Genomic DNA, 25,213 nt, shown 5'->3' on the forward strand with positions numbered 1-25,213 from the left:
ACGATGGAAAAGGCGATACTGGCGGGTGGCTGCTTCTGGGGGATGCAGGATCTGATCCGCAAGCTGCCCGGGGTGATCTCGACCCGCGTCGGCTATTCGGGCGGCGACGTGGCGCAGGCCACCTATCGCAACCACGGCACCCATGCCGAGGCGATCGAGATCGTCTTTGATCCGGCTCGGATCAGCTTTCGGCGGCTGCTGGAATTCTTCTTTCAGATCCACGACCCGACGACGCCGAACCGGCAGGGCAATGACATCGGCCTGTCCTATCGCTCGGCGATCTATTTCGCGAATGAAGACCAGGAACGCATCGCGAGGGACACCATCGCGGATGTCGACGCCTCGGGGCTCTGGCCGGGCAAGGTGGTGACCGAACTCGCCCCCGCCGGACCGTTCTGGCAGGCCGAGCCGGAGCATCAGGATTATCTGGAGCGGATCCCGAACGGCTACACCTGCCACAGGATCCGCCCGAACTGGGTGCTGCCGAAGCGTCAGGAATAACTGCGCACCAGCGCCCCCGAGAGCAGAACCCAGCCGTTCGCCACCACGAAGAAGGCCAGCTTGAACGGCAGGGCCACCACGGCGGGCGGCACCATCATCATCCCCATCGACATCAGGATCGCCGAGACGACCAGATCGATGATCAGGAACGGCAGGAAGACCAGAAAGCCGATCTCGAAGGCGCGGGTGATCTCCGACAGCATGAAGGAGGGCACGAGGATCGACAGCGGCGCCTCGCGCGCGGTGCCGGTGTAGGTGGCGCCTTCGCGGATCGCGGCCAGCTGGGTGAAGGTCTCGGGATCGGTGCGGCCCGCCATAAAGAGGCGGAACGGCTCGACGCCGCGTTCAAAGGCGGTGACGATGTCGATCTTTTGCGCGATCAGCGGCTCGATCCCGGCCTGATAGCTGGCCATGAAGGTCGGCTCCATCACGAACCAGGTCAGGAACAGCGCCAGGCTGATGATCAGCATGTTCGGCGGCGACTGTTGCAGCCCCATCGCCTGCCGCAGGATCGAGAGCACGGTGACGATGAAGGGAAAGCACGTCACCATGATCGCCAGACCCGGCGCCAGGCTGAGCAGCGTGATCCCCGCGATGAGAATCAGCGAGGAATTCGTCAGGCTTCCGTTCCCGCCCATGTCGAGCGTGATCTCCTGCGCGCCTGCAGGCGCCGCAAGGATCATTAACGTTAATGCAAGGGCAAGACCGCGCATGTCAGAGCCCGTTCTGCAGATCGACGACCTCGGTCAGGCGCACGGCGAGCTGGCCGTTCGATTCGCCTTCCATCTCGGTCAGCTCGCCGCGGGCAATGAGCTTGTCGCCGACATAAAGCTCGACCGGATCTTCGACCCGACGATCCAGCGGCAGGATCGAATCGCGCTTCATCCGCAACAGATCGCGCACCAGCGGCCGGGCCTTGCCCACCGAAATGGTGATCTCGATCGGAACTTGCGCAAACGGGTTGCTGGACGGGGGGGTGTCATCCATGAGCGGCCTCCTGCTGGTTGGCGCTGAAATAGGTGTCGATCGCGTCCGCGATCAGCCGGATCACCCCATCGAGGTCGATCCGGGTCTCGGTTTCGGCAAATTTGAGATAGACCTGACCTTCGCCAAGGGTCGTGTCGCCCACGAAGACAAGCGGCAGGCTGGAGCGGTTGCCCAGAACCTCCTCGATCACCTGCAGGCTGAGCGGGCTGGCCAGAATGGCGATCGGCACCGAGGTCGCCGATTCGGCCAGCGGCTGCAGCTGCTCGGCCACCATCTGCGCCAGCGTCTGCCGCGCCATCGCGGGCAGCAGCTTGGCGGCGATATCGACCAGAAGCGGGCGCAGCGCCATCAGGATCTCCTGCCGCGCCTCGTGATAGGTGAAGGACAACTCCTGCAGGTTCTGCCCCAGATCCGAGCGCAGCTTGGCGCCCTCGGCCTCCTGCGCCGCGATCGCATCGTCCCAACCGGCAGCGTAGCCCTTTTCAAAGGCCGCCAGACGTTCCTCCTCGAAGGCGCCCGGATCGATCTCGATCTGCGGCGGCGGCGGCGGGGCGGGCTCCGCCTCGAAGGATTCCAGTTGAACCCGGCTCCGGCTCATGCGCGTTCCTCCGCCTCATCCATCCAGCTGCGCAGGATCTCGACCGATTCGGCCTGACGTTCCTCGATCAGCTTCTTCAGGCGTGCCACCGGATCGCTGGGCTGGTCGGACCCGCCGCCCATGCCGCCGCCCATGCCCATGTCGCCGAAGTTCCCGGTGCCCATCGTCATCGGCATGTCACCAAGGTCGAAGTCCGAGACCACGTTCATCGATCCGATCGGCATGTCGCCATCGGCGATCTCTCCGGTCAGCGCCCGGCCGGTGCCTTCGTCCGAGCCGATCATGCCGCCGGGCAGGTTCATCGCCCGCTCCGCCTCGGCCGCCGCAGCCCGTTGCGCCAGGATCGGACGCATCACGAAGAGGCCGAGAATCAGCGCCACGATGGCAAGCACCGCGATCTTGATCAGCTGCATCGTATCGAGGGGCGCCGAGGCAAAGAGGCTGCTGGTCGCCTCGGTGCCGGTTTCGGCAAGCGGCTCGAAGGCCATCGAGCGGATGGTGATGACGTCGCCGCGCTTTTCGTCGAAGCCCACGGCCGAAGCCACCAGCTCCTTCAGCGCCGCCAGTTCCTCGTCGGTGCGCGGCGTGATCGCCGTGACGCCATTCGCGTCCTTGCCCTCGACGCCATCGACCAGAACCGCGACGGTCAGCCGCTTGATGTCGCCCGGATTGCGCAGCACTTCGCGCGTCGTCTCGGAGACTTCGAAATTCACCTGTTCGCGGGTTTCCGAGGCCTGGCTCTGCGATTTGCCGCCATTCGCGGCATCGCCCTGCGGCAGGTTCGAGGCCACCGTCACGGCCCCCGGCTTGGTATCGTCGGATTTCTCGGAACGCTCCTGCGTTTCGGTCGAAATCGCCACCCGGCTGTCGGGTTCGATCCGCTTTTCGGTGATCGCCTCGCGTTCGGTCACCGTCTGCACCGAGACCTCGACCACCGCATTGCCATAGCCCACCCGCGCCTCGAGCAGCCGCTCGACATTGCTGCGCAGCTCCTCGGCGCGGTCGTTCGCGGCCGGGTTGAAGGCGTCATCGCCGGTCGAAATCAGCCCCGCCACCGAATCGATGATCGAGACATCATCCGGGCTCATCCCCTGCACCGCAGAGGACACAAGGAATTTCAAGGCCTTGGCATGTGTGGGCGAGAGCCCGCCCGAGGCTGTCGTCACGGTGACGGAGGCGGTCGGATGGCTCTCCTTGCGGAAGGATTGCCCGGAGGGCGGGGCAATATGCACCCGCGCCGCGCGGATCATCGGATTGGCCACGATGGTCCGGGCCAGTTCGCCCTCTTTCGCGCGCCAATAAGCAGCGTCGAACATCTGCGAGGTGGTGCCGAATCCCGACAGGCCGTCGAGCAGCTCATACCCCGCGCCGCCCGTCGCCGGCAGACCCTCGCCCGCCAGCGCCATCCGCAACTCGTCGCGCCGCGCGGCATCGACATAGATCGAATCGCCGCGCACTTCATAAGGAACCGCGCGGGCTTCCAGCGCGGTCACCACTTCTCCGGCCCGCGCCCCTTCAAGACCCGCGTAAAGAAGCGCCATATCGGACCGCGAAGCGAAGCTCGACAGCGTCAAGATCGCCGCGAACATCAGAATCGTCGCCCCGGCCACAAGCACGCGTCGCGTCGTGTCCAATCCCTGCCATAAGGCCATCAACTGCTGCAAGACGCACCTCCATCGAGCGGACTTCTGCCCCGTCGTCCTGTGCATCTTTCTCCGATCGCCCTTAACAATCGGTTAGTGGGTGCGGGGGTATAGCAGGATGGATCGAAGAAATCGGGGACCGCCATGGCCGAGCCAGAAGCTGAAGGCGAAGAAGCGCCAAAGAAGAAATCGAAACTGCCGATTCTGATCGGGCTGGTGCTGATGCTCCTGCTCGGCGGGGGGGCGTTCTATGCCGTCTATTCCGGCATGATCCTTGCACCGGCGCATACGGACGGCGCCGAAGCCGCCGCCGAGGAAGAGCATCCCGAGGCGACCGAACCGCAGATCGCTTTCGTCGCGCTCGATCCGATGGTGATTTCCCTGACCGAAGGCACTGCGCGGCATCTGCGGTTTTCCGCCCAGCTTGAAGTGCCGCTGCCGAAGCAAAAGGAAGTCGAGCTGCTCAAGCCGCGCGTGATGGATGTTCTGAACGGCTTCCTGCGCGCGGTCGAGGTGACCGATCTCGAAGACCCCGCCGCGCTGCTGCGGCTGCGCGCGCAGATGCTGCGCCGGGTCCAGATCGTGGTCGGCGAGGGCATGGTCAACGACCTGCTCGTGATCGAATTCGTGATGAACTAGGGAGAGAAAAATGCAGATGATCGCAGATATTCTCATGGGTCTGGGCGCCTTGGGCGCCAGCGTTTATTGCATGGTTCTGGCCCGCAGGCTGAAGCGGTTCAACCAGCTGGAAAGCGGCATGGGCGGCGCCATCGCCGTGCTCTCGGCCCAGGTCGACGACATGACCAAGGCGCTCAACCGGGCGCAGGCGACGGCGGCCACCTCGGCGGAGCAGCTGCGCAGCCTGACGGAACGTGCCGAGCAGAGCGCGCAGCGGCTGGAACTGCTGATGGCGATGTCGCAGGCCGCGGCCACGCCGACGGCAGCCCCGGCAGCGCCCGCGGCGCCCATGCCGGACCCGGAACCGCAACGTCAGCGCGTGTTGCGCCGCCGGGTGCGCCCGTCCGATCTGGAGGCCGCCGAATGAAGACGCCCCGTCCGGCGCCCGTGCCCACGCCCAAACCGGCTGCGAAGAAAGTGCGCAGACGGATCGGCCGCGGCTCTCTCGTGCTGATTGCGGCGCTGTTCGCCGCCTCGGCCCTGGTCCGATTCGGCTCGGGCTTCGCGCTGGCGCTCGACAGCGCCGAGGCCACGCCCGCCGCGTCCGAAACCGCGGAATGCGTCACCGAACCCGGCGTGATGCAGCTTTACTCCGAGGTCCAGACGCGGGAACGCAAGCTGGCCGAGCGCGAAAAGGTGCTGTCGGACCGGTCGCAGGCGATCAACCTGGCGGAAAAGCGCATCGAGGAGCGACTCGCCTCGCTGGTCGAGGCGGAACGGAATCTGGCGCAGACCGTGACCATTGCGGACAATGCGGCTGACGAAGATGTGACCAGGCTGGTGACCGTCTACGAGAACATGAAACCGAAGGACGCGGCGCCGCTGTTTTCGGCCATGTCCCCGGATTTTGCGGCCGGATTCCTGTCGCGGATGCGCCCGGAGACCTCTGCGGCGGTGATGGCGGCCCTGGATCCGAAGGTTGCCTACACGATCAGCGTGATCATGGCCGGTCGCAACGCCGGGGCGCCGCAAAACTGACTTTGAAGAGCTTTTGTTAAGCGAACTCTGCCAAGGTCTCGGCAAGAGCATGGAGAACTTCAATGATAGGCATCGTCGGGATCGTCATCATTTTCGCAATGGTGTTCGGCGGCTACGTCGCCGCAGGCGGCAAGATGGGGATCATCCTCAAGGCCCTGCCGTTCGAGATGATCATGATCGGCGGCGCAGCCGTCGGCGCCTTCGTCCTGTCCAACGACCTGCCCTCGATCAAGCATACGGTGAAGGACATCGGCAAGGTCTTCAAGGGCGCGAAGTGGAAACCCTCCGATTACCGCGACCTGCTGTGCCTGCTGTTCGAGCTGATTCGTCTTGCCCGACAGAACCCGGTCGCCATCGAAGAGCATATCGAAGCACCTGAAAATTCGTCGATCTTCGGGAAATATCCGAAAATCCTGCATGATCACGAAGCGGTCGAGATGATCTGCGACACGATGCGCTCGGCCTCGATGAACTATGACGACCCCCATCAGGTCGAGGAAGTTCTCGAAAAGCAGCTCGAGGCGAATTATCACCATGCGATGCATTCGAGCCATGCGATGCAGTCGATCGCGGATGCGATGCCCGCGCTCGGTATCGTCGCCGCCGTGCTCGGCGTGATCAAGACCATGGCCTCGATCGACCAGCCGCCGGAAATCCTCGGCAAGATGATCGGCGGGGCGCTTGTCGGGACCTTCCTCGGCGTGTTCCTGGCCTATGGCTTCATCGGCCCCTTCGCCACCCGCATCAAGGCGGTCGTCGACGAGGACGCCCATTTCTACAAGCTGATCCGCGAAGTTCTGGTGGCCAACCTGCACAATCACGCGACCAACATCTGCATCGAGGTCGGGCGTCAGAACACCCCGCATCACATCCGTCCCAGTTTCTCGGAACTCGAAGAGGCGCTCAAGGCGGTGAAATCGGAGGCGGCATGACCCGGTTCATCCTCACGCTCGGGGTGATCCTGCTCCTCGGGGGTCCGGCGGCGGCGCAACAGATCGCCGTCCGTTCGGGCGAACACGAGACCTTCTCCCGTCTGGTCTTCATGTTGCCGCCGGGGACCGCCTGGACGACCGAACGCGTGCCGGGCGGCTATCGGCTCACCACCCCCGGGCAGGAAACCCGGTTCGACCTTTCCCGGGTGTTCGATCTGATCCCGAAAACGCGCATCCTCTCGGTCACGCCCGATGTGGATGCGCGCTCGGTCTTCATCGCAACATCGCCCTCGGTACGTCTCGAGTCCTTTCCGCTGCCGATCGGCGCGGCGGTGATCGACATCGTCGACGGCCCGGAACCGGCGACGCCGATCCCGGTGGCCCCTGCGGCGCAGAGCTTCCGGCCGCTCCCCGATCGCGGCTATCTCGATCTTTACTGGGCGAAACCCAGACCGGAAGCCCCGGCAGCGGATCCCGCGCCCGAAGCCGCCCCCGCGCGGCTCGTCTCGCCGCTCGCCTTGCCGGATGCGCGGGTCAGCACCGCGGAGCGCGACCTGGTCGATCAGCTGGGACGCGCGGCCTCGCAGGGGCTGATCACGATGGAATTGCCGAAACAGGCCCCGAAAGAGGCGTCGGACCCCGCCGCCCGGACCGCGTCCGAACAGACCGCGCCGCCGGACGCGGAAACCAAGACGCTGGCCCTGCAATCGGAAACGGTGATCGATCGCGACACCGCCGCCGCTTTTGCCCGGCATCAGCTGTCCGAGTCCGGTCACAGCTGTCCGCCGGATGAGACCTTCGACATCCTGTCATGGCAGACCGACAAACCGGCGCATGAACAATTGACCGATGCGCGGCGGGATCTGATCGGGGAATTCGACCGTCCCCGACCGGAAGCGGTCCTGAAACTGGCCCGGGTCTATGTCGCCTTCGGATTCGGCGCCGAAGCCAAGGCGACCTTGCGCAGCTTCGGCATCAGCCCCGAAGAGGCGGGGCCGCTGCCGGTCATGGCCGACATCATCGAGGGAAATCCGCATCAGACCGCAGAGAGCCTCTCGGGCCTGACCGCCTGCGACGGCAAGGTGGCGCTCTGGGCAGTTCTGGCGCAGGACCAGACCCCCCGCAAGGAGGACGTGAACTTCGGCGCCGTGCTGCGCGCCTATTCCGCCCTGCCCCCGAATATCCGTGGCCTTGTCGGCCCCGCGCTCAGTGCCCGGCTGATCGACATGGGGGCGCCTGACGTGGCGACGACGGTCCGCTCGATGCTGGCCCGCGCGCCGAAGACCGACAAGGGGGCGCTCGCCGAAATCGATGCCCAGATCGACATGAATGCCGGTCGCAAGGAAGAGGCGGCACGGCTGCTGGACGGGCTGGCGCTCTCGAGCAGCCCGGCCGCGGCAGAGGCGCTGGTCACCTCGATCGAAACCAAGCTGTCCCTTGGTGCGGCGATCCCGGCGGCCGATGTCGACAATGCCGGCGCCTTGGGGCGGCAGCTGCGCGGCTCGGAATCCGGTGCACGGCTGATTCGCGCCGAAGTGCTCGGGCTTGGTTCGACAGCGCGTTTCGACGAGGCGTTCCACACCCTGTCGACCTGGGAGGCGTCGCAGTTTGACGCGTTGAAGCAATCCGCAACCAGCGATCTGGCCGACCTGCTGGGCAAGGTGCCGGACGACGGACTCTTCATCGAGACCTTTTTCCGGCATCGCGACCAGATCCCGCCGACGGCGCTGGACGACGGGGTGCAGGTCGCGCTGGCCGATCGGCTCTCGGCAGCGGGATTCTGGCAATCGGCCCGCGACATCCTTTCGGCCCAGACCCGTCGCAGCCCCGCGGGCCGTCTGGCCCTGGCGCGGGCGGCGCTGGCCGGTCGGGATGCGGCGGCGGCCTATTCCTATCTGGGCGATCTGCCCGGCGAGGAATCCGCGAAGCTGCGCGGCGAGGCGATGAGCATGCTGGGCCAGCACAGCAGCGCAGAAGGCGAATTCGCCGAGGCCGGGCAGAGCCAGGCACGGCTGGACGAGGCCTGGCGCGCGGGGAACTGGACGCTGGTCGCACAACAGGGGTCGGAGACGCAGAAGCGATTCGTGGAACTGTTCGCGCCGGAAACGACCCCGCCAACGGATCCGCAGGATATCGTGCCGCGGGGGCCGTTGTCCGAAGCGCAACAGCTGATCAGCCAGAGCCAATCCGAGCGGGAGGCCTTCACCAAACTGATGGAGGAGTTGAAGGCCCGCTGATCCCGGCCGCGCCGCTTCGGGGCAGATACGAATTGCCACGCCCGGCCTTGCGGGTCACCTCCGGCCTTTCGGTGGCGGCGGCTCTGCGGTAGCTGTTCAGGCGACCGAAGCCCACCGGAGGGACCGCCATGACGGCCATCACCCCAGAGCAGATCCGCACCGCCCGCGCCCGCAAGCCGCGGATCTACGCCCGCGATTTCGCCGAAGAGCTTGGCATCCCCGAAGCCACGCTGTGCGCCGCTTTCGTCGGCACCACCGCAACCCGGATTTCCGCCGATCCGGACCGGATCCTGCCGGGCCTTGCCGCGCTGGGTCAGGTCATGGCGCTGACCCGCAACGACAGCTGCGTGCTCGAAAAAGTCGGCACCTACGACAATTATCAGCCCGGCGAGATCGCCCGGATCGTCCACCCGCCGATCGAGCTGGCGTTGCTTTGCGCAAAGTGGCAGCATGCTTTCGCGCTTGACGAGGCGGGGCCGAAGGGGCCGAAACGCTCGATCCAGATCTTCGATGCCGCGGGCGAGGCGGTGCACAAGATCCACCTGCGCGACGAAACCAAGGCCGAGGCCTGGGCGCCGCTGGTCGCTGCGCTGCGTCTGCCGGATCAGGGCCAGAGCTTCACGCCCGCGCCCACCGATCCCGCGGGCGATCTCTGGGCGGATCTGAGCCGGATCGCGCCCCTGCGCGAAGGCCGTCTGTCTGCGCGTCGGCTGGCCAAAGGCGCGATTGAACGGCTGATGGTTCGGGCCGCCGAAACCGCCGTTCCGGTGGATTTCGCGGTCGGCAACCCCGGCTGCATCGAACGGCATTCGGGCGTGATCGTCCGGGTGCTGGAGGCCGGTCCCTGGATCAATGTCCTTGATCCGGGGCTGGAGCTGCATCTGCGCATGGATCACATGGCCGAAGTCTGGGCGCAGCCCGATGGCTCGGTCGATGCTTTCGGCGCGGCCGGTCAGCTGATCGTGCGGATGTCGGGGGCGGAGGGCTGGGCCGATCTGCTCGCGGCCGAGGGTGATTTCCAGCCCTGAGCTTCAGGGCATCAGCTCGCGAATCACCGCATTCAGCACTGCGCGCCCCGGCGCGGTGGCGCGGATCCGCCCGGCGTCCTGCGCGATCATCCCCATGGCCTCCAGATCGGCCAGGGCCTGCGCGGGCAGCGCCTGCCCCGAGAGCCGCTCATACCGGGCCGGGTCGATCCCCTCGGCCAGACGCAGCCCGAAGAGCAGGAATTCGGTCGCCTGTTCCTGCCGCTCAAGCGGCTCGCGCGGCATCTCGCCATTGCCCTGCCGCTCGACAAGATCCAGCCAGTCGGCGGGCGACTTCGGCGCCTCGGTGGCGTGACGCAGACCGCCCAGCGTCAGCCGCCCATGCGCCCCGGGGCCGATCCCGGCATAATCGCCGTAACGCCAGTAAACCAGATTGTGCCGACATTCGGCGCCGGGCCGCGCGTGGTTCGACACCTCATAGGCGGGCAGCCCGGCCGCATCGCAGATTTCTTGCGTTTTCAGATACATGTCGGCGGCCAGATCATCCTCGGGCAGATCGCGCAGCTTGCCCGCCGCGAAGAGCCGCCCGAAGGCCGTGCCGTCCTCGATCGTCAGCTGGTAAAGCGAGAAGTGATCGACCGCCATCGCCAGCGCCCCACGCAATTCGCGCGCCCAATCATCGAGGCTTTGCCCCTGTCGCGCATAGATCAGATCGAAGCTGACGCGCGGAAACTGCGCCCGGGCGATGTCAAAGGCCGCCCGGCCCTCGGCCGCGGTATGCATCCGGCCCAGACGGCGCAGGCTGTCATCGTCCATCGCCTGCATGCCCATCGACAGCCGCGTCACGCCCCCCTGCGCGAAGGCGCGGAACTTGCCCGCATCGATGCTGGTCGGATTGGCCTCGAGCGTGATTTCCAGATCATTCGCCGTGGGCCAGGTGGCGCGGATGCGGTCGATCACCGCCGCCACCGTTTCGGGCGCCATCAGCGACGGCGTGCCGCCACCGAAAAACACCGTGTTCAGCACGCGGCCCTGCGTTTGCGCGCCGATCCGGTCGATTTCCGCCAGATAGGCGCGCAGCCAGCGGTCGTGATCAATCGTCGCCGCAACATGGCTGTTGAAGTCGCAATAGGGGCATTTGGCGGCACAAAAGGGCCAGTGGACGTAAAGGCCAAAACCCCCGTGCCGCCAGTCGTCGGTCATCCCCAAAACCTACCCTTTGAACGCCGTGACTTCGATCTCGATCTTCATCGCCGGATTGACCAGCCCCGCCACGATCATCGTCGCCGCCGGACGGATCTCGCCGAAGGTTTCCGACAGCGCCGGGATGATCTGTTCCATATAGGCGGCGTCGGTGATGATGTAATTCGCCCGCACGACGTTGCTCAACGAAAAGCCCGCGCCTTCCAGCACCGATTTGATCGTGGCCAGCGTGTTTTGCGCCTGTTCCAGCACCGAATCCGGGAAGGTTTTCGTCACCGGATCGACGCCGGTCGTGCCCGCGACAAAGCACCAGTCGCCCTGCACCACGGCGCGGGAATAGCCAAGCTTGGGTTCGTAGGGCGAGCCGCCCGAAATGTTGACACGAGTCATTTTGCCTCCATGACCTTGACGAATTTGCGGAACGCATCCGCACGATGGGAAATCTCGTTCTTCTGCGCCGGGTCCATTTCCGCGAAGGTCACCTCGAATCCCTCGGGCTGGAACATCGGGTCATAGCCATGCCCCTGCGCGCCGCGCATCGGCCAGACCAGCTGCCCCTCGGCGCTTCCCTCGAACACCTCGTCATGCCCGTCAGGCCAGGCCAGAACCAGGGTCGAGCGGAACCGGGCCCTGCGCGGAAACGGCGCGTTCTTCGCCTCGCATTCGGCCCAGGTCCGGGTCATCGCCAGCCCGAAATCGCGCCCGTTCGGCGTCTCCGCCCAATCGGCGGTGTAGACGCCCGGGGCGCCTTCCAGCGCATCGACCTCGATGCCGCTGTCATCCGACAGCGCGGGCAGCCCGGTGGCTTTTGCCGCCGCATGCGCCTTGATCCGCGCATTGCCGACAAAGGTGGTTTCGGTTTCCGCCGGTTCGGGCAGGTTCAGCTCGGCCGCACCGACGACCTCGACCCCGTAAGGGGCCAGAAGATCGCGCATTTCCGCCAGCTTGCCCTTGTTGTGGGTGGCCACCAGCAGACGCTTTTCGGTGAAAGCCCTCATGCGACCGCCGCCTTTTGCGCCGCCACCAGCTGCGCCACCCCGGCTTCGGCCAGATCGAGCAATTTCCCCATCTCGTCGCGCGAGAAGGTCGAGCCCTCGGCGGTCATCTGCACCTCGACCAGACGGCCGCGCCCGGTCAGGATGAAGTTGCCATCGACGCCGGCCTCGGAGTCCTCGGCGTAATCCAGATCGGCGATCGGCTGACCCGCATAGATGCCGCAGGAAATCGCCGCCACATGGTCGATGATCGGATCGGACACGATCAGCCCCGATTTCAGAAGCTTGTTCACGGCGAGACGCAGCGCCACCCAGCCGCCGGTGATCGAGGCGCAGCGGGTGCCGCCATCGGCCTGCAGCACGTCGCAGTCAACGACGATCTGCCGCTCGCCCAGCGCGGACCGGTCGATCCCCGCCCGCAAAGCCCGGCCGATCAGGCGCTGGATCTCCTGCGTGCGGCCCGATTGCTTGCCCGCCGCCGCCTCGCGCCGGTTGCGCGAATTCGTCGCGCGCGGCAGCATCCCGTATTCCGCCGTCACCCAACCGAGGCCCGAGCCCTTGAGGAACGAGGGCGCCTTGTCCTCGATCGTCGCGGTGCACAGAACATGGGTGTCGCCCATCTTGATCAGCACCGAGCCTTCGGCATGTTTCGTCACGCCGGTTTCGATGGAAATGGAACGGATATCGGCAAGATTGCGGCCAGAGGGGCGCATGGGCTGTCCTTTCGCTGGATTTGACCCCATTTGAAACGGCAGAAGACCCGATGCAACCCCGAAGGCACGATTGACGGAAAAGCTTTCCCCGCAATAATGCAAAGCGTGGCCATGACGAACCAGAACCAGCTGATCTCGGACTTGAACGACCGCTCCCGCGAAGTGTTTCGCCGGGTGGTCGAGGGCTATCTGGAATCCGGCGATCCGGTCGGCTCGCGCACGTTGACCCGGATGATGAGCGAAAAGCTCTCGGCGGCGACGATCCGCAACGTGATGCAGGATCTGGAATATCTGGGGCTGCTCGGCAGTCCGCATGTCTCCGCGGGGCGGGTGCCGACGCAGTTGGGGCTGCGGATGTTCGTCGATGGCTTCATGGAGGTGAGCGAGGTTCAGGCGACCGACCGTGCCGCGCTTGAAGCCACGGTGGGCGGGGCCGAACCCGATGTGGGCTCGCTGCTGGATCGGGTGGGCTCGGCGCTCTCGGGGCTGACGCATGGGGCAAGCCTTGTGCTGGCGCCGAAGACCGAGGCGCCGATCCGCCATATCGAATTCGTCTCGCTGGCGCCGGACCGGGCCTTGGTCGTGCTGGTTCTGGCCGATGGTCAGGTGGAAAACCGCGTCTTCACCCCGCCTTTGGGGCAGACGCCGTCCTCGATGCGGGAGGCGGCGAATTTTCTCAATGCCTTGGCCGAGGGCAAGACGCTGTCCGATCTGCGCCGCGAAATCGCCGTGGAAATCCTGGCGCGGCGGCAGGAACTGGATGCGCTGGCGGCCGAGATGGTCGAAAGCGGTCTGGCGCAATGGGCCGATCAGGGCGAGCCCTGGGAGCGGCTGATCGTCCGCGGCCGCGCGAATCTGCTGGAGCCCGAGAGCGATCTGGACCGGATCCGGACACTTTTCGACGATCTGGAACGCAAACGCGACATCGCCGAATTTCTCGATCTGACCGAGGACGGCGAGGGCGTACGCATTTTTATCGGCTCCGAGAACAAACTCTTCTCACTTTCGGGTTCCTCTTTGGTCGTGTCTCCCTATATGAACGCGGATCGAAAGATCATCGGCGCGGTGGGGGTCATCGGCCCCACCCGGCTCAACTACGGGCGGATCGTGCCGATCGTGGATTATACGGCGCAACTGGTCGGGCGCATGCTGGCCGGCCGGGGCAAAGGGTGAAACGGATGACCGAGAAGAAGGACGAAATGGCAGAGGATCAGGCGCAGCTCGACGAGGCGCTGGCCGCGGCTCTGGGCGACGAGCAGGACGAGATCGAAATGCTGCGCGCCGAACGCGACGAGCTGCGCGACCGCTTCATGCGGGCGCTCGCCGATGCCGAAAACTCGCGCAAGCGGGCGGAGCGGGATCGGCGCGAGGCCGAGCAATATGGCGGCTCGAAACTGTCGCGCGACATGCTGCCGGTGTTCGATGCGCTCAAGCGTGCGCTGGATGCGGCGGGCGACGAGGTCCGCGCCGCGGCCCCCGCGCTGATCGAAGGGGTCGAGCTGACCCAGCGCGAGCTGCTGAACGTGTTCGCGCGGCACGGGATCGTGGCGATCCAGCCGAAGGTGGGCGACAAGTTCGACCCGCTGCTGCATGAAGCGATGTTCGAGGCGCCGCTGCCGGGCACGGTTTCGGGCGACATCATTCAGGTGATGGACGACGGGTTCCTGCTGCACGACCGTCTGCTGCGTCCGGCGAAAGTCGGCGTAAGCTCGATGCCGAGATCGTAAGGCAGGCCGGGGGCTTTGCCCCCGGACCCCCAGCGTATTTGCACCAAGAAGAAATCAATCATTGAGAAGGGCGCGCAGCGCGTAAAGCGCGTCCATCGCTTCGCGGGGCGTCATCTCGTCGGGATGCAGGGCGCGAAGCTGGTCCTCGACCGCGGATTTCGCAGGCGGGGCCGCGGGCGCGGGCGGCGGTGGGGCCGTCATCGCGAACAAGGGCAGATCGTCGATGATCGCCTGTTTCTTGCCGCCCTCGCGTTCGCCCTTTTCCAGCGCATCCAGCACGACCCGGGCGCGGGCGACAACGCTTTCGGGCAAGCCCGCCAGTTTCGCCACCTGCACGCCATAGGAGCGGTCGGCCGCACCCTTTTTCACCTCGTGCAGGAAGATCACCTCGCCGTGCCATTCCTTGACCGAGACGGTGGCGTTTTCGACGCCGTCAAGCTTCGCCGAAAGCGCCGTCATTTCATGGTAATGGGTGGCGAAAAGCGCGCGGCAACGGTTTACCCCGTGCAGATGTTCCAGCACCGCCCAGGCGATCGAGAGCCCGTCATAGGTCGCCGTGCCGCGGCCGATTTCATCGAGGATCACTAGCGCCCGGTCGTCGGCCTGATTGAGGATGGCGGCGGTTTCGACCATCTCGACCATGAAGGTGGAGCGGCCGCGCGCCAGATCGTCGGCGGCGCCGACGCGGCTGAAAAGCTGGCTGACAAGGCCGATATGGGCGCGGCGCGCCGGGACGAAACTGCCCGCCTGCGCCAGCAGCGCGATCAGCGCATTCTGTCGCAGGAAGGTCGATTTGCCCGCCATGTTCGGGCCGGTCAGCAACCAGATCGCCGGGGTGGCGCCCGAGGTCAGGGCGCAATCGTTCGCAATGAAGGGCTCGCCCTGGCGTTTCAGCGCGGCTTCGACCACCGGATGACGACCGCCTTCGATCTCGAAGGCGTGGCTGTGATCGACGGTGGGTTCCACCCAGTCTTCGGCGGCGGCCAGATCGGCGAAGGCGGCGTTCAGGTCGATTTCGGCCAGCGCCCGCGCGGTTTCGGAAATCGGTCCGGCGGCGGCCAGAATCGCGCCTTTCAGGCTTTCATAGAGCCGCTTTTCGATCTCCAGCGCATGATTGCCCGCATTCAGGATCCGGGTTTCCAGCTCGCTCAATTCCAGCGTGGTGAAGCGGACCTGATTGGCCGTCGTCTGCCGGTGGATGAAGCGGGCCGAAAGCGGCGGGGCCAGCATGCGCTCGGCATGGGTCGAGGTCGTTTCGATGAAATAGCCCAGCACGTTGTTGTGCTTGATCTTCAGCGACGAAATCCCGGTTTCGCTGATGTAATCGGCCTGCATCCGGGCGATCACGCCGCGGCCTTCGTCGCGCAGCTGCCGGGTGTCATCGAGGTCCGGCTCGTAGCCCGGCGCGATGAAGCCGCCATCGCGGGCCAGCAGCGGCGGTTCGGCCACCAGCGCGGCATCAAGGAGCGCCACAAGGTCGTCGTGACCCAGCAGCCTTTGCCCGGCCTCGGCCAGAAGCGCGGGGGCCTCGGTCTTGGCCAGACGGTCGGCGATGCGGCCCGCCTGTTCCAGCCCGTTGCGGATCGCGGCCAGATCGCGGGGACCGCCGCGATCCAGCGCAAGGCGGCTGAGCGCCCGGTCGATATCGGGGCAACGGCGCAGCGCCTCGCGCAGATCCTCGGCAAATCGACCCTGTTGCGCCAGAAAACGCACCGCATCATGGCGGGCCGCGATCTGCGCCAGATCGCGCGAGGGCGCCGAAATCCGCCGTTCCAGCAGCCGCGCCCCCGCCGCCGTCACGGTGCGGTCGATCGTGGCCAGAAGCGAGCCCTCGCGCCCGCCCGAAAGCGCCTGCGTCAGTTCCAGATTGCGCCGCGTCGCCGCGTCGATCTGCACAAGGCTGCCCGCCTCTTCCCGCAGCGGCCGCGCCAGAAGCGGCAGTTTCCCCCGCTGCGTCAGGTCAAGATAATCGACCAAGGCGCCCATCGCCGAGACTTCGGCGCGCGAAAAGGCGCCAAAAGCATCGAGCGAGCCCACCGCGAAGAGATCGCAAAGCCGCTTTTCCGCGCCCTGACTGTCGAAACTCGACCGGGCGAGCGGGGTCAGCGACGCGCGCAGATCAGAGACGATTCCAGCACAATCGGCCTCTTTCGCCTCGCTCACCAGCACTTCGCGGGGGGCAAGACGGGCCAGCTCGGGCCCCAGACGCGAGAGCGGACAGGGCATCACCCGGAATTCGCCCGTCGAAATATCGGCCCAGGCCAGCGCGCCTTCGTCGCGCAGCTCGGCCCAGGCGGCCAGATAGTTGTGCCGCCGGGCTTCCAGCAGGCTTTCCTCGGTCAGGGTGCCGGGCGTCACCAGCCGCACCACGTCGCGCCGCACCACCGATTTCGCGCCGCGCTTCTTCGCCTCGGCCGGGTCTTCGAGCTGCTCGGCGATCGCCACGCGGAAGCCCTTGCGGATCAGCGTCAGCAAATAGCCTTCGGCGGCATGGATCGGCACGCCGCACATCGGGATGTCCGCCCCCAGATGCAACCCGCGTTTGGTCAGCGCGATATCCAGCGCCGCCGCCGCCGCCACGGCATCGTCAAAGAACATCTCGTAGAAATCGCCCATCCGGTAAAACAGCAGCGCCCCGGGGTTCGCCTGCTTGATCGCCAGATATTGCGCCATCATCGGCGTCACGGTTTCGCTTGTCATGGTTTCCCCCTGCCGCGCGCAACTTATTAAACGCCGCACCCCCGTGCAAACCGATTGAGGCAGCGACGCAAGGGGGATAAGGAAAAAGCGCCCACTGGAGGAGTTCGGCCCATGTCCACCAAGAACCGCGTCACGCCCGAAGAGGCGCTGGCCTATCACCTCGACCCCGTGCCGGGGAAATACGAGGTCGTCGCCTCGAAGCCGATGACCACGCAGAGGGATCTGAGCCTGGCCTATTCCCCCGGCGTCGCGGTTCCGGTCGAAGCCATCGCCGAACGGCCCGAAACCGCCTATGACTACACCAACAAGGGCAACCTTGTGGCGGTGATTTCGAACGGCACGGCGATCCTCGGTCTGGGCAACCTTGGCGCGCTGGCCTCGAAACCGGTGATGGAAGGCAAGGCGGTGCTGTTCAAGCGCTTCGCCGACGTGAACGCGATCGACATCGAACTGGCCACCGAAGACCCGGAAGAAATCATCAAGGCGGTCAGCCTGATGGGCCCGACCTTTGGCGGCATCAACCTTGAGGACATCAAGGCCCCCGAATGTTTCATCATCGAGCAGCGGCTGAAAGAGATGATGGACATTCCGGTGTTCCATGACGACCAGCACGGCACGGCGGTGATCTGCGCGGCGGGCTTGCTGAACGCGCTCGAAATCTCGGGCAAGAAGATCGAAGACTGCAAGATCGTGCTGAATGGCGCGGGCGCCGCCGGGATCGCCTGTCTGGAACTGATCAAGACCATGGGCGCACGGCATGACAACTGCATCATGTGCGACACCAAGGGCGTGATCTATCAGGGCCGCACCGAGGGCATGAACCAGTGGAAATCGGCGCATGCGGCCAATACCGAGGCCCGGACGCTGGAAGAGGCGATGCGGGGCGCGGATGTGTTCCTGGGCGTCTCGGCCAAGGGCGCGGTGACGCCGGAGATGGTCGCCTCGATGGCGGACAATCCGGTGATCTTCGCGATGGCGAACCCGGACCCGGAAATCACCCCGGAAGAAGCGCATTCGGTCCGCCCCGATGCGATCGTCGCCACCGGGCGCTCGGATTATCCGAACCAGGTCAACAATGTGCTGGGCTTCCCCTATCTCTTCCGCGGTGCCTTGGACATTCATGCCCGCGCGATCAATGACGAGATGAAGATCGCCTGTGCCAAGGCGCTCGCCGCGCTGGCGCGCGAGGACGTCCCCGACGAGGTGGCGATGGCCTACGGCCGCAAGCTGACCTTCGGGCGCGATTACATCATTCCGACGCCGTTCGACCCGCGGCTGATCTATCTGATCCCGCCTGCCGTGGCCAAGGCCGGGATGGATACCGGTGTGGCCCGCCGCCCGATCATCGACATGGAGGGTTATGCGCAAAGCCTGAAGGCGCGGATGGACCCGACGGCGGCGATTCTGCAGGGCATCCATGCCCGGGCCCGTCAGGCGCAGGCGCGGATGATCTTTGCCGAGGGCGACGATCCGCGGGTGCTGCGCGCGGCGGTCGCCTATCAGCGCGGCGGCATGGGCACGGCGCTGGTCGTCGGCCGCGAGTCGCATGTGAAGGAACAGCTCGAAGCCGCCGGGATCGGCGACGCTTTCCGCGAATTGCAGATCGTCAATTCGACGAATTGCAAGCACATGGATACCTACAAGGATTTCCTGTATCGCCGCCTGCAGCGGCAGGGGATGGACCGGGAAGACGCGCACAAGCTGGCCACCCGCGACCGGCATGTCTTTGCCGCGCTGATGCTGGTGCATGGGCACGGCGACGGCATGATCACCGGGGCGACGCGGAAATCGGCGCATGTGCTCGAACTGATCAACAAGGTGATCGACGCCAAGCCCTCGGATGGGGCCGTGGGGATCACCGCGCTGCTGCACAAGGGCAAGGTCGTCTTCATCGGCGATACGCTGGTGCATGAATGGCCCGATGAAAACGATCTGGCCGATATCGCCATGGCCGGGGCCCGGGTGGCGCGGGGCTTGGGCATCGATCCGCGCGTCGCTTTCGCCTCGTTCTCGACCTTCGGTTACCCCGTTTCCGAACGCGCGATGAAGATGCATGTGGCGCCGCAGATCCTGGACGAACGCGGCGTCGATTTCGAATATGATGGCGAGATGGCCGTCGATGTCGCGCTGAACCCCGAGCAGATGAAGCATTATCCGTTCTGCCGTCTGACCGGGCCCGCGAACATCCTTGTGGTGCCCGCGCGGCATTCGGCCTCGATCTCGGTGAAGCTGATGCAGGAAATGGCCGGGGCGACGGTGATCGGCCCGATCCTGACCGGCATTCAGCATTCGGTGCAGATCTGCTCGAATCGTGCCACAGTGAACGACATCCTGCATATGGCGGCCCTTTCGGCCAGCCGTCTGGGGTTGAAACGCTGAACGATCCCTCCGGGCCGGGGCGTCTCGGCCCGGGTCAAGACCCCGGAGAAGACCCATGACCATCTTCAACCTCGGCTCGATCAATGCCGACCACTTTTACCGCCTGCCGCATCTGACCCTGCCCGGCGAGACCCTGGCCGCGACCTCTTATGACCGGGGGCTGGGCGGCAAGGGGGCGAACCAGTCGGTGGCGGCGGCGCGGGCCGGGGCGGTGGTGCGCCACATCGGCGCGACCGGGGCCGATGGCGCCTGGATGCGGGCGGAACTGGCGGCGGATGGCGTCGATTGCGCCCATGTCGCCGAGGCCGAGGTGGCTTCGGGTCATGCGATCATCATGGTCGATGCCTCGGGCGAAAATTCGATCGTGCTGTTTCCGGGGGCGAACCGGGCGGTGCCGCTGACGGCCGTCGAAGAGGCGCTGACCGGGGCCGCAGCGGGCGACTGGCTGCTGATGCAGAACGAGACCTCGGCCCAGGTCGAGGCGGTGGCGCTGGCCAAGGCCCGCGGCGTCAAGGTCGCCTATTCCGCCGCGCCCTTCGAGGCCGAGGCCGTGCGCAAGGTTCTGGCGGATCTCGATCTTCTGCTTTTGAACGCGGTCGAGGCGGCGCAATTGTGCGAGGCGCTGGGCACGACGCTTGACGCGCTGCCGGTGCCGGCGGTCTGCGTGACGCATGGCGCGAAAGGCGCGGTCTGGCACGATCTGGAAGCCGGGACGGCCCAGGAACAACCGGCCTTCAAGGTCACGCCCGTCGATACCACGGCGGCGGGGGATACGTTCGCGGGCTATCTGGTCGCCGGTCTGGCCGAGGGGATGACCCCGCCGCAGGCGCTGCGGCTGGCGACCGGGGCTTCGGCGCTGAAAGTGACGCGGGCCGGAACGGCCGCCGCCATCCCGACCCGCGCCGAGGTCGATGTCTTTCTGCAGGACCGCTGATCAGCCGAGACTGTAGCCGGTTCCGCGCACGGTACGCACGGGATCGGCGCCACCATTCACCATCAGCGCCTTGCGCAGCCGCCCCACATGCACGTCGATGGTGCGGGTGTCGACATAGATGTCGCGCCCCCAGACCCGGTCGAGCAGCTGATCGCGGGTCCAGACCCGGCCCGGCTTTTCCATCAGCGTCGACAGAAGCCGGAACTCGGTCGGACCCAGTTTCAGCGGCTGGCCGTCGCGAAAGACCCGGTGCTCGGCGGCATCCAGAATGATGTCGTCGAACACCAGCCGCTCGCCCATCGTCGCGGGCCGGGTGCGGCGCAGCTGCGTGCGCAGCCGCGCCATCAGCTCCACCACCGAATAGGGCTTCACCACGTAATCATCGGCGCCGGTTTCCAGCCCCCGCACCCGGTCGGTTTCCTCGGACCGGGCCGAAAGCATGATGATCGGGATCGACCGGGTTTCGGGATTGGCCTTGACCCGACGGCAGATCTCGATGCCCGAGACATTGGGCAGCATCCAGTCGAGCACGACCAGATCCGGCTTTTCCTCGCGCAGGAACAACAGCGCCTCGTCACCGTTCACCGCCATCACCACCCGAAACCCTTCGGCTTCAAGGTTGTATTGCAGAACTTCGCGCTGCGCCGACTCGTCCTCGACCACCAAAACACAGGGCTGTTGCGCGGGACTCATCGATCAGCTCTCCAGCGGCTTGACGGCCACCACGCCATCGGATTTCGGCCGCGGCTCCTCGGGCATCTGGCCGGTGACAAGATAGGTCACCTGCTCGGCGATCGAGGTGCACAGATCCCCCATCCGCTCGATGTTCTTGGCGATGAAATGCAGATGCATGCAGGGGGTGATGTTGCGCGGATCTTCCATCATGTAGGTCAGGAATTCGCGAAACAGCGCATTGTACATCTGGTCGATGGCGACATCGCGGGCGCGGACATCGGCGGCCAATGTCGCATCGCGCTGGATGAAGCTGTCGATCGAATCCTTCAGCATCCCCTCGACTTCCGAGGCCATGCGCCGGATCGCCCCCGAAGAGCCGTTGATCGACGGCAGATCCGCGATCACCTTGGACCGTTTCGCGATGTTCTTGGCGTAATCGCCGACGCGTTCCAGATGGCCCGCGACCTTGATCACCGTCAGCGCGATGCGCAGATCGGTGGCATGCGGCGCCCGCAGCGCGATCAGCCGCGCCGCCTCGATGTTGATCTGCTCTTCGAGCACATCCACCTGCTTGTCGCGCAGGCGCACGGTCTCGGCCAGATCCTCGTCGCGTTCTTCCAGCGCCTGGGCGGCATCCAGAACCTGGGTTTCGACAAGGCCCCCCATCTTGACGACCATCGCCTGAACCGACTCGAGGTCGCGGTCGAAGGATGAAACGATATGCTGTGACATGGGGTCTTTCCTCAACCGATGCGGCCGGTGATGTAGCTTTCCGTGCGGGGATCGCGCGGATTGGTGAAGATCTGCCCGGTCTCGCCGAACTCGACCAGATTGCCGAGGTGGAAGAAGGCCGTGCGCTGGCTGACCCGGGCGGCCTGCTGCATCGAGTGGGTGACGATGACGACCGAGAAATTCGAGCGCAGCTCGTCGATCAGCTCCTCGACCTGCGCGGTGGCGATCGGGTCGAGCGCCGAACAGGGTTCGTCCATCAAAAGCACCTCGGGCGAGGTGGCGACGGCGCGGGCGATGCAGAGCCGTTGCTGCTGGCCGCCCGAAAGCCCGGTGCCGGGGGCGGCCAGACGGTCCTTGACCTCGTTCCAGAGCGCGGCCTTGCGCAAAGCACTTTCGACGACTTCGTCCAGCTCGGCCTTGTTGCGGACAAGGCCGTGGATCTTCGGCCCGTAAGCCACGTTGTCATAGATCGATTTCGGGAACGGGTTCGGCTTCTGGAACACCATCCCCACCCGGGCGCGCAATTGCACCGGATCGACCTTCTTGTCGTAGATATCCTCGCCATCCAGCTGGATCGCGCCTTCGACGCGGCAGATGTCGATCGTGTCGTTCATCCGGTTCAGACAGCGCAGGAAGGTCGACTTCCCGCAGCCCGAAGGCCCGATGAACGCCGTCACCGTCTTGTCGAGGATGTCGATGTCCACATCCTTGATCGCATGCGAGGCCCCGTAATGGACCTGCACCTTGCGGGCGGTGAATTTCGTCACGTCGGTGGTCACGGCTCTCTCCGTCAGTCGCATGTTGTTCATGATGTCTTACCACCGCCGTTCGAATTTGCGCCGCAAGATCACGGCAAGGGAGTTCATCACCAGAAGGAAGACCAGGAGCACGATGATCGCCCCCGAAGCCCGTTCGACAAAGGCCGGATCGGCGCGCTGGGTCCAGTTGTAGATCTGCACCGGGATCGCCGAGGCCGGATCGAGGATGCCCTCGGGCGGGGCGCCGGGGTAATCCTTGACGAAGGCGACCATGCCGATCAGCAAAAGCGGCGCGGTTTCGCCCAAAGCCTGCGCCAGACCGATGATCGCCCCGGTCAGGATGCCGGGCACGGCCAGCGGCAGGACGTGATGGAAGATCGTCTGCGTCTTCGAGGCGCCGACGCCCAGCGCGGCCTCGCGGATCGAGGGCGGCACGGCGCTTAACGCCGCGCGGGTCGGAATGATGATCCGCGGCAGCGTCATCAGCGTCAGCACCAGCGCGCCGACCAGCGGCGAGCTTTGCGGCATGCCGGCGAAGTTGATGAAGGCGGCGAGGCCCAGGATGCCGTAGACGATCGAGGGCACGGCGGCCAGGTTGGCCACGTTCACCTCGATCAGGTCGGTGAAGCGGTTCTTCGGCGCGAATTCTTCCAGATAGATCGAGGCGGCAACGCCGATCGGCAGCGCCAGACACAGCACCAGCACCATCATGTAGATCGAGCCGAGGATGGCGACGCCGAGACCGGCGGATTCGGGCCGCAGTTCCGACGCATCCGGGTTGGTCAGGAAGCCGGTGTTGAAGGCCAGTTTCAAAAACCCCGCGTCGCGCAGCTTTTCGGCCAGTTGCAGCTGTTCGGGGGTGATGTTGCTGTCCAGCGCGGCGCTTTCCATCGTCACCCGGCCCTTGAAGAAGCCGTCGACCCGGCCCGAGGCCAGCACGTCATAGGTGATCGTGGTGCCGAGCAGATCGGGATTGGCCAGAACCATGTCGCGCAGCCCGGCGGGCGCCTCCTTGGAGATCAGCTCGCCGATCGTCTTGGTCTTCATGCCCGGGGCCAGGTTCTGTTCGATCACCACCGCTTCCAGCGCCTTGGTGATCAGCTTTCCATAGGTAACGGTCGTCGCCTTGGCCATCTCGGCCGGATCGCGGTTGCCCTTGGGGTCAAGCGCCTTGGCGTCCAGCGTGATCGGCAGGCTCAGCACGGTCTGGCGGAAGGCGCCCAGACCCGAGCCGAGCACCGAGGACAGCAGAACCACAAGCGCCAGCAGGCCGATGACGACGGCGGTGATGCCGTAGATGCGGAAGCGCTTTTCGGCGGCATTGCGGGCCTTGGTGCGGGCATCGGCGGCATAGAGCGACCGCGGCGCGGAAGTCTCGACCATGGTCATTCGTATTGCTCCCGGTATTTGCGCACGATCACCAGCGCAAGGACGTTCAGCACCAGCGTGAAGATGAACAGCGTCAGCCCCAGCGCGAAGGCGACAAGAGTTTCAGGCGAGGCGAATTCGGTGTCGCCGGTCAGCTGGCTGACGATCTTCACCGTGACGGTGGTCATCGCCTCGAACGGGTTCATCGAGAGTTTCGCGGCGGCCCCGGCCCCCAGAACCACGATCATCGTTTCGCCGATGGCGCGCGAGGCGGCCAGCAGCACGGCGCCGACGATGCCGGGCAGCGCGGCGGGCAGGATCACCTGTCGCACCGTCTCGGATTGCGTCGCGCCCATGGCGAAGGAGCCGTCGCGCAGCGACTGCGGCACCGCGTTGATGATGTCATCGGACAGCGAGGAGACGAAGGGAATGATCATCACCCCCATCACCAGACCGGCCGTCATCACCGAGGAGGAGGAAGAGCCAAGCCCCAGCGGCTGGGCGACCCAGTCGCGCAGCAGCGGCCCGACGGTGATCAGCGCGAAGAGGCCGTAAACGATGGTCGGGATGCCCGCCAGAACCTCGAGCAGCGGCTTGGCGATGGAGCGCACCTGTTTCGAGGCATATTCGGCCAGATAGATCGCCGCGAAAAGCCCCACCGGCACCGCCACGGCCAGCGCGATGAAGGAAACGTAGAGCGTGCCCCAGACCAGCGGCCAGATCGACAGATCGGAGCCACCGCCGAATTTCGGGTTCCAGCTCAGCGAGAAGAAGAAGTCCCGGAACGGATAGAGCTGGAAGAAATGCACGGTCTGGAAGACCAGCGACAGCACGATGCCGACCGTGGTGCCGATCGCCACCAGCGAGGCGGCGATGAGCAGCCAGCGCAGGAAGGTCTCGGAGACGTTGCGGGCGCGGAATTCCGGGCGGATGCGCAGGAATGCAAAGGCGAAGCCGCCCAGCGACGCGGCCAGCGTCAGCGCCGTCATCGCCAGACGGCCAAAGCCGGTCAGAGCGCGCCAGTCCTTGGCCGCCTCGAAGACCGAGGGCTGCACATTCGCGCCCAGCGCGACGCCGACATCGGCCATGCGCGAGCGGATGTCGCTGAAATCGGCGCGCATGTCGCGCAGGTCAGCCTCGGTCAGGCTGCCGTCGGCCAGCATCAGGTCGATGCCGCCGGCGATGCGACGCACGTCCGCCATCACCAGATCGCGGCTGGAGCCCTGCGGCAGATCGGCGGCCGGGATCATCGCGGAGATCCGGCTGTCGATCACCACCGGCTGCGCCAGCAGCCAGGCCGCCATCAGCGCCAGGGCGGGCACGGCGGCGAACAGCGCCACCGTCTGGCCATAATAACCGGGAAGGGAATGCAACAGGCGCAGATCCTTGCCGACCAGTTGCAACGCCCGAAAGCGGCCCAGAAAAAAGCCGCCGCAGGCAAGGGCGAGCACGATCAGCGCAAGAAGACCGGGGGTCATGTGTTCATCCG

General features: G+C 65.7%; 25 protein-coding genes. 11 read left to right on the forward strand and 14 right to left on the reverse strand.

The features are described from left to right. Positions 1–3: 3 nt before the first annotated feature. Entirely contained in the window at positions 4–501 is a 498-nt protein-coding gene (gene msrA, locus FBT96_RS01705) for a peptide-methionine (S)-S-oxide reductase MsrA (RefSeq protein ID WP_136904668.1), read from the forward strand. On the opposite strand, the gene fliP is transcribed toward msrA, so the two are convergent. Genes fliP through fliF form a run of 4 tightly spaced genes read right to left on the reverse strand, consistent with a single transcriptional unit; the run spans position 492 to position 3,795 of the window. Further along, on the reverse strand, positions 492–1,214 hold the full coding sequence (gene fliP / locus FBT96_RS01710; protein WP_136904669.1) for a flagellar type III secretion system pore protein FliP: 723 nt from the start codon (positions 1,212–1,214) through the stop codon (positions 492–494). The genes msrA and fliP overlap by 10 nt on opposite strands. 1 nt (position 1,215) lies before the next feature. Further along, on the reverse strand, positions 1,216–1,488 hold the full coding sequence (locus FBT96_RS01715) for a FliM/FliN family flagellar motor switch protein (RefSeq protein WP_136904670.1): 273 nt from the start codon (positions 1,486–1,488) through the stop codon (positions 1,216–1,218). Further along, a complete protein-coding gene (locus FBT96_RS01720) occupies positions 1,481–2,086 on the reverse strand; it encodes a FliH/SctL family protein (protein ID WP_136904671.1) in 606 nt (201 codons plus the stop codon). The genes FBT96_RS01715 and FBT96_RS01720 overlap by 8 nt, the downstream gene beginning before the upstream one ends. Beyond that, positions 2,083–3,795, reverse strand: a complete 1,713-nt coding sequence (gene fliF / locus FBT96_RS01725) for a flagellar basal-body MS-ring/collar protein FliF (protein WP_169583117.1) — start codon at positions 3,793–3,795, stop codon at positions 2,083–2,085. The genes FBT96_RS01720 and fliF overlap by 4 nt, the downstream gene beginning before the upstream one ends. A gap of 78 nt (positions 3,796–3,873) precedes the next feature. Here fliF and FBT96_RS01730 point away from each other — a divergent pair, with 78 nt between their 5' ends. The 6 genes from FBT96_RS01730 to FBT96_RS01755 all read left to right on the forward strand — a co-directional run bounded on the left by FBT96_RS01730 (position 3,874) and on the right by FBT96_RS01755 (position 9,582). Further along, positions 3,874–4,368 carry a flagellar basal body-associated FliL family protein gene (locus tag FBT96_RS01730; protein ID WP_136904673.1) on the forward strand — a complete coding sequence of 165 codons (495 nt, stop codon included), beginning with the start codon at positions 3,874–3,876 and terminating at the stop codon, positions 4,366–4,368. A gap of 10 nt (positions 4,369–4,378) precedes the next feature. Further along, positions 4,379–4,774, forward strand: coding sequence for a hypothetical protein (locus FBT96_RS01735; protein WP_136904674.1), 396 nt, complete (start codon positions 4,379–4,381; stop codon positions 4,772–4,774). Then, the gene (locus FBT96_RS01740) at positions 4,771–5,385 is read left to right on the forward strand and encodes a MotE family protein (RefSeq protein WP_136904675.1); all 615 of its coding nucleotides are present in this window, start codon (positions 4,771–4,773) and stop codon (positions 5,383–5,385) included. Before FBT96_RS01735 ends, FBT96_RS01740 begins: the two co-directional genes overlap by 4 nt. Before the next feature lie 62 nt (positions 5,386–5,447). Beyond that, complete coding sequence (gene motA, locus FBT96_RS01745; RefSeq protein ID WP_013069182.1) at positions 5,448–6,317, forward strand: flagellar motor stator protein MotA; 870 nt, start codon at positions 5,448–5,450, stop codon at positions 6,315–6,317. Then, positions 6,314–8,554, forward strand: a complete 2,241-nt coding sequence (locus FBT96_RS01750; RefSeq protein ID WP_136904676.1) for a hypothetical protein — start codon at positions 6,314–6,316, stop codon at positions 8,552–8,554. The genes motA and FBT96_RS01750 overlap by 4 nt, the downstream gene beginning before the upstream one ends. A gap of 128 nt (positions 8,555–8,682) precedes the next feature. Beyond that, positions 8,683–9,582 carry a ChuX/HutX family heme-like substrate-binding protein gene (locus FBT96_RS01755; RefSeq protein ID WP_136904677.1) on the forward strand — a complete coding sequence of 300 codons (900 nt, stop codon included), beginning with the start codon at positions 8,683–8,685 and terminating at the stop codon, positions 9,580–9,582. A 3-nt stretch (positions 9,583–9,585) separates the two neighbouring features. Here FBT96_RS01755 and hemW read toward each other — a convergent pair whose 3' ends face one another. The 4 genes from hemW to rph are packed head-to-tail and all read right to left on the reverse strand — an operon-like array spanning position 9,586 to position 12,451. After that, on the reverse strand, positions 9,586–10,743 hold the full coding sequence (hemW, locus tag FBT96_RS01760) for a radical SAM family heme chaperone HemW (protein WP_136904678.1): 1,158 nt from the start codon (positions 10,741–10,743) through the stop codon (positions 9,586–9,588). A gap of 9 nt (positions 10,744–10,752) precedes the next feature. Continuing rightward, positions 10,753–11,133 (reverse strand): RidA family protein, encoded by a 381-nt coding sequence (locus FBT96_RS01765; RefSeq protein WP_136904679.1) that lies wholly within the window; start codon positions 11,131–11,133, stop codon positions 10,753–10,755. Next, positions 11,130–11,741 (reverse strand): RdgB/HAM1 family non-canonical purine NTP pyrophosphatase, encoded by a 612-nt coding sequence (rdgB, locus tag FBT96_RS01770; RefSeq protein ID WP_136904680.1) that lies wholly within the window; start codon positions 11,739–11,741, stop codon positions 11,130–11,132. The genes FBT96_RS01765 and rdgB overlap by 4 nt, the downstream gene beginning before the upstream one ends. Further along, entirely contained in the window at positions 11,738–12,451 is a 714-nt protein-coding gene (rph, locus tag FBT96_RS01775; RefSeq protein WP_136904681.1) for a ribonuclease PH, read from the reverse strand. The genes rdgB and rph overlap by 4 nt, the downstream gene beginning before the upstream one ends. Before the next feature lie 111 nt (positions 12,452–12,562). On the opposite strand from rph, the gene hrcA reads away from it, so the two are divergent. Further along, positions 12,563–13,624, forward strand: a complete 1,062-nt coding sequence (hrcA, locus tag FBT96_RS01780) for a heat-inducible transcriptional repressor HrcA (protein WP_136904682.1) — start codon at positions 12,563–12,565, stop codon at positions 13,622–13,624. 5 nt (positions 13,625–13,629) lie between these two features. Next, entirely contained in the window at positions 13,630–14,178 is a 549-nt protein-coding gene (locus FBT96_RS01785; RefSeq protein WP_136904683.1) for a nucleotide exchange factor GrpE, read from the forward strand. A 54-nt stretch (positions 14,179–14,232) separates the two neighbouring features. Here the strand turns inward: FBT96_RS01785 and mutS are convergent, their stop codons facing one another. Further along, a complete protein-coding gene (gene mutS, locus FBT96_RS01790; protein WP_136904684.1) occupies positions 14,233–16,878 on the reverse strand; it encodes a DNA mismatch repair protein MutS in 2,646 nt (881 codons plus the stop codon). A 111-nt stretch (positions 16,879–16,989) separates the two neighbouring features. Between mutS and FBT96_RS01795 the strand changes: the two genes are divergently transcribed. Further along, positions 16,990–19,257, forward strand: coding sequence for an NADP-dependent malic enzyme (locus FBT96_RS01795; RefSeq protein WP_136904685.1), 2,268 nt, complete (start codon positions 16,990–16,992; stop codon positions 19,255–19,257). A gap of 55 nt (positions 19,258–19,312) precedes the next feature. Next, a complete protein-coding gene (locus FBT96_RS01800) occupies positions 19,313–20,191 on the forward strand; it encodes a ribokinase (RefSeq protein ID WP_136904686.1) in 879 nt (292 codons plus the stop codon). On the opposite strand, the gene phoB is transcribed toward FBT96_RS01800, so the two are convergent. From phoB to pstC, 5 genes are read right to left on the reverse strand one after another with little or no spacing between them, the layout of a single operon-like run. Further along, complete coding sequence (gene phoB, locus FBT96_RS01805) at positions 20,192–20,884, reverse strand: phosphate regulon transcriptional regulator PhoB (RefSeq protein ID WP_055210238.1); 693 nt, start codon at positions 20,882–20,884, stop codon at positions 20,192–20,194. It lies immediately after the preceding gene. Positions 20,885–20,887: 3 nt separating this feature from the next. Further along, positions 20,888–21,598 (reverse strand): phosphate signaling complex protein PhoU, encoded by a 711-nt coding sequence (gene phoU / locus FBT96_RS01810; RefSeq protein ID WP_136904687.1) that lies wholly within the window; start codon positions 21,596–21,598, stop codon positions 20,888–20,890. 11 nt (positions 21,599–21,609) lie between these two features. Further along, on the reverse strand, positions 21,610–22,398 hold the full coding sequence (gene pstB, locus FBT96_RS01815) for a phosphate ABC transporter ATP-binding protein PstB (RefSeq protein ID WP_394347649.1): 789 nt from the start codon (positions 22,396–22,398) through the stop codon (positions 21,610–21,612). A gap of 15 nt (positions 22,399–22,413) precedes the next feature. After that, complete coding sequence (pstA, locus tag FBT96_RS01820) at positions 22,414–23,745, reverse strand: phosphate ABC transporter permease PstA (protein WP_136904689.1); 1,332 nt, start codon at positions 23,743–23,745, stop codon at positions 22,414–22,416. Further along, a complete protein-coding gene (gene pstC, locus FBT96_RS01825) occupies positions 23,742–25,202 on the reverse strand; it encodes a phosphate ABC transporter permease subunit PstC (RefSeq protein ID WP_136904690.1) in 1,461 nt (486 codons plus the stop codon). Before pstC ends, pstA begins: the two co-directional genes overlap by 4 nt. Between the last annotated feature and the right edge of the window lie 11 nt (positions 25,203–25,213).

The sequence above is a fragment of the Rhodobacter capsulatus genome (assembly GCF_005144475.1).
GTDB classification, from domain to species: domain Bacteria; phylum Pseudomonadota; class Alphaproteobacteria; order Rhodobacterales; family Rhodobacteraceae; genus Rhodobacter; species Rhodobacter capsulatus_C.

Bases quoted from the DNA above. Each gene is read 5' to 3' on its own strand.
- rdgB (WP_136904680.1), bottom strand. From the start codon at position 11,741: ATGAGGGCTTTCACCGAAAAGCGTCTGCTGGTGGCCACCCACAACAAG.
- FBT96_RS01740 (WP_136904675.1), top strand. From the start codon at position 4,771: ATGAAGACGCCCCGTCCGGCGCCCGTGCCCACGCCCAAACCGGCTGCG.
- fliP (WP_136904669.1), bottom strand. From the start codon at position 1,214: ATGCGCGGTCTTGCCCTTGCATTAACGTTAATGATCCTTGCGGCGCCT.
- fliF (WP_169583117.1), bottom strand. From the start codon at position 3,795: ATGCACAGGACGACGGGGCAGAAGTCCGCTCGATGGAGGTGCGTCTTG.
- phoB (WP_055210238.1), bottom strand. From the start codon at position 20,884: ATGAGTCCCGCGCAACAGCCCTGTGTTTTGGTGGTCGAGGACGAGTCG.
- FBT96_RS01715 (WP_136904670.1), bottom strand. From the start codon at position 1,488: ATGGATGACACCCCCCCGTCCAGCAACCCGTTTGCGCAAGTTCCGATC.
- mutS (WP_136904684.1), bottom strand. From the start codon at position 16,878: ATGACAAGCGAAACCGTGACGCCGATGATGGCGCAATATCTGGCGATC.
- hemW (WP_136904678.1), bottom strand. From the start codon at position 10,743: ATGACCGACGACTGGCGGCACGGGGGTTTTGGCCTTTACGTCCACTGG.
- rph (WP_136904681.1), bottom strand. From the start codon at position 12,451: ATGCGCCCCTCTGGCCGCAATCTTGCCGATATCCGTTCCATTTCCATC.
- msrA (WP_136904668.1), top strand. From the start codon at position 4: ATGGAAAAGGCGATACTGGCGGGTGGCTGCTTCTGGGGGATGCAGGAT.
- FBT96_RS01750 (WP_136904676.1), top strand. From the start codon at position 6,314: ATGACCCGGTTCATCCTCACGCTCGGGGTGATCCTGCTCCTCGGGGGT.
- pstC (WP_136904690.1), bottom strand. From the start codon at position 25,202: ATGACCCCCGGTCTTCTTGCGCTGATCGTGCTCGCCCTTGCCTGCGGC.
- FBT96_RS01730 (WP_136904673.1), top strand. From the start codon at position 3,874: ATGGCCGAGCCAGAAGCTGAAGGCGAAGAAGCGCCAAAGAAGAAATCG.
- motA (WP_013069182.1), top strand. From the start codon at position 5,448: ATGATAGGCATCGTCGGGATCGTCATCATTTTCGCAATGGTGTTCGGC.
- pstB (WP_394347649.1), bottom strand. From the start codon at position 22,398: ATGCGACTGACGGAGAGAGCCGTGACCACCGACGTGACGAAATTCACC.
- FBT96_RS01800 (WP_136904686.1), top strand. From the start codon at position 19,313: ATGACCATCTTCAACCTCGGCTCGATCAATGCCGACCACTTTTACCGC.
- FBT96_RS01795 (WP_136904685.1), top strand. From the start codon at position 16,990: ATGTCCACCAAGAACCGCGTCACGCCCGAAGAGGCGCTGGCCTATCAC.
- FBT96_RS01735 (WP_136904674.1), top strand. From the start codon at position 4,379: ATGCAGATGATCGCAGATATTCTCATGGGTCTGGGCGCCTTGGGCGCC.
- FBT96_RS01765 (WP_136904679.1), bottom strand. From the start codon at position 11,133: ATGACTCGTGTCAACATTTCGGGCGGCTCGCCCTACGAACCCAAGCTT.
- pstA (WP_136904689.1), bottom strand. From the start codon at position 23,745: ATGACCATGGTCGAGACTTCCGCGCCGCGGTCGCTCTATGCCGCCGAT.
- FBT96_RS01755 (WP_136904677.1), top strand. From the start codon at position 8,683: ATGACGGCCATCACCCCAGAGCAGATCCGCACCGCCCGCGCCCGCAAG.
- FBT96_RS01720 (WP_136904671.1), bottom strand. From the start codon at position 2,086: ATGAGCCGGAGCCGGGTTCAACTGGAATCCTTCGAGGCGGAGCCCGCC.
- FBT96_RS01785 (WP_136904683.1), top strand. From the start codon at position 13,630: ATGACCGAGAAGAAGGACGAAATGGCAGAGGATCAGGCGCAGCTCGAC.
- hrcA (WP_136904682.1), top strand. From the start codon at position 12,563: ATGACGAACCAGAACCAGCTGATCTCGGACTTGAACGACCGCTCCCGC.
- phoU (WP_136904687.1), bottom strand. From the start codon at position 21,598: ATGTCACAGCATATCGTTTCATCCTTCGACCGCGACCTCGAGTCGGTT.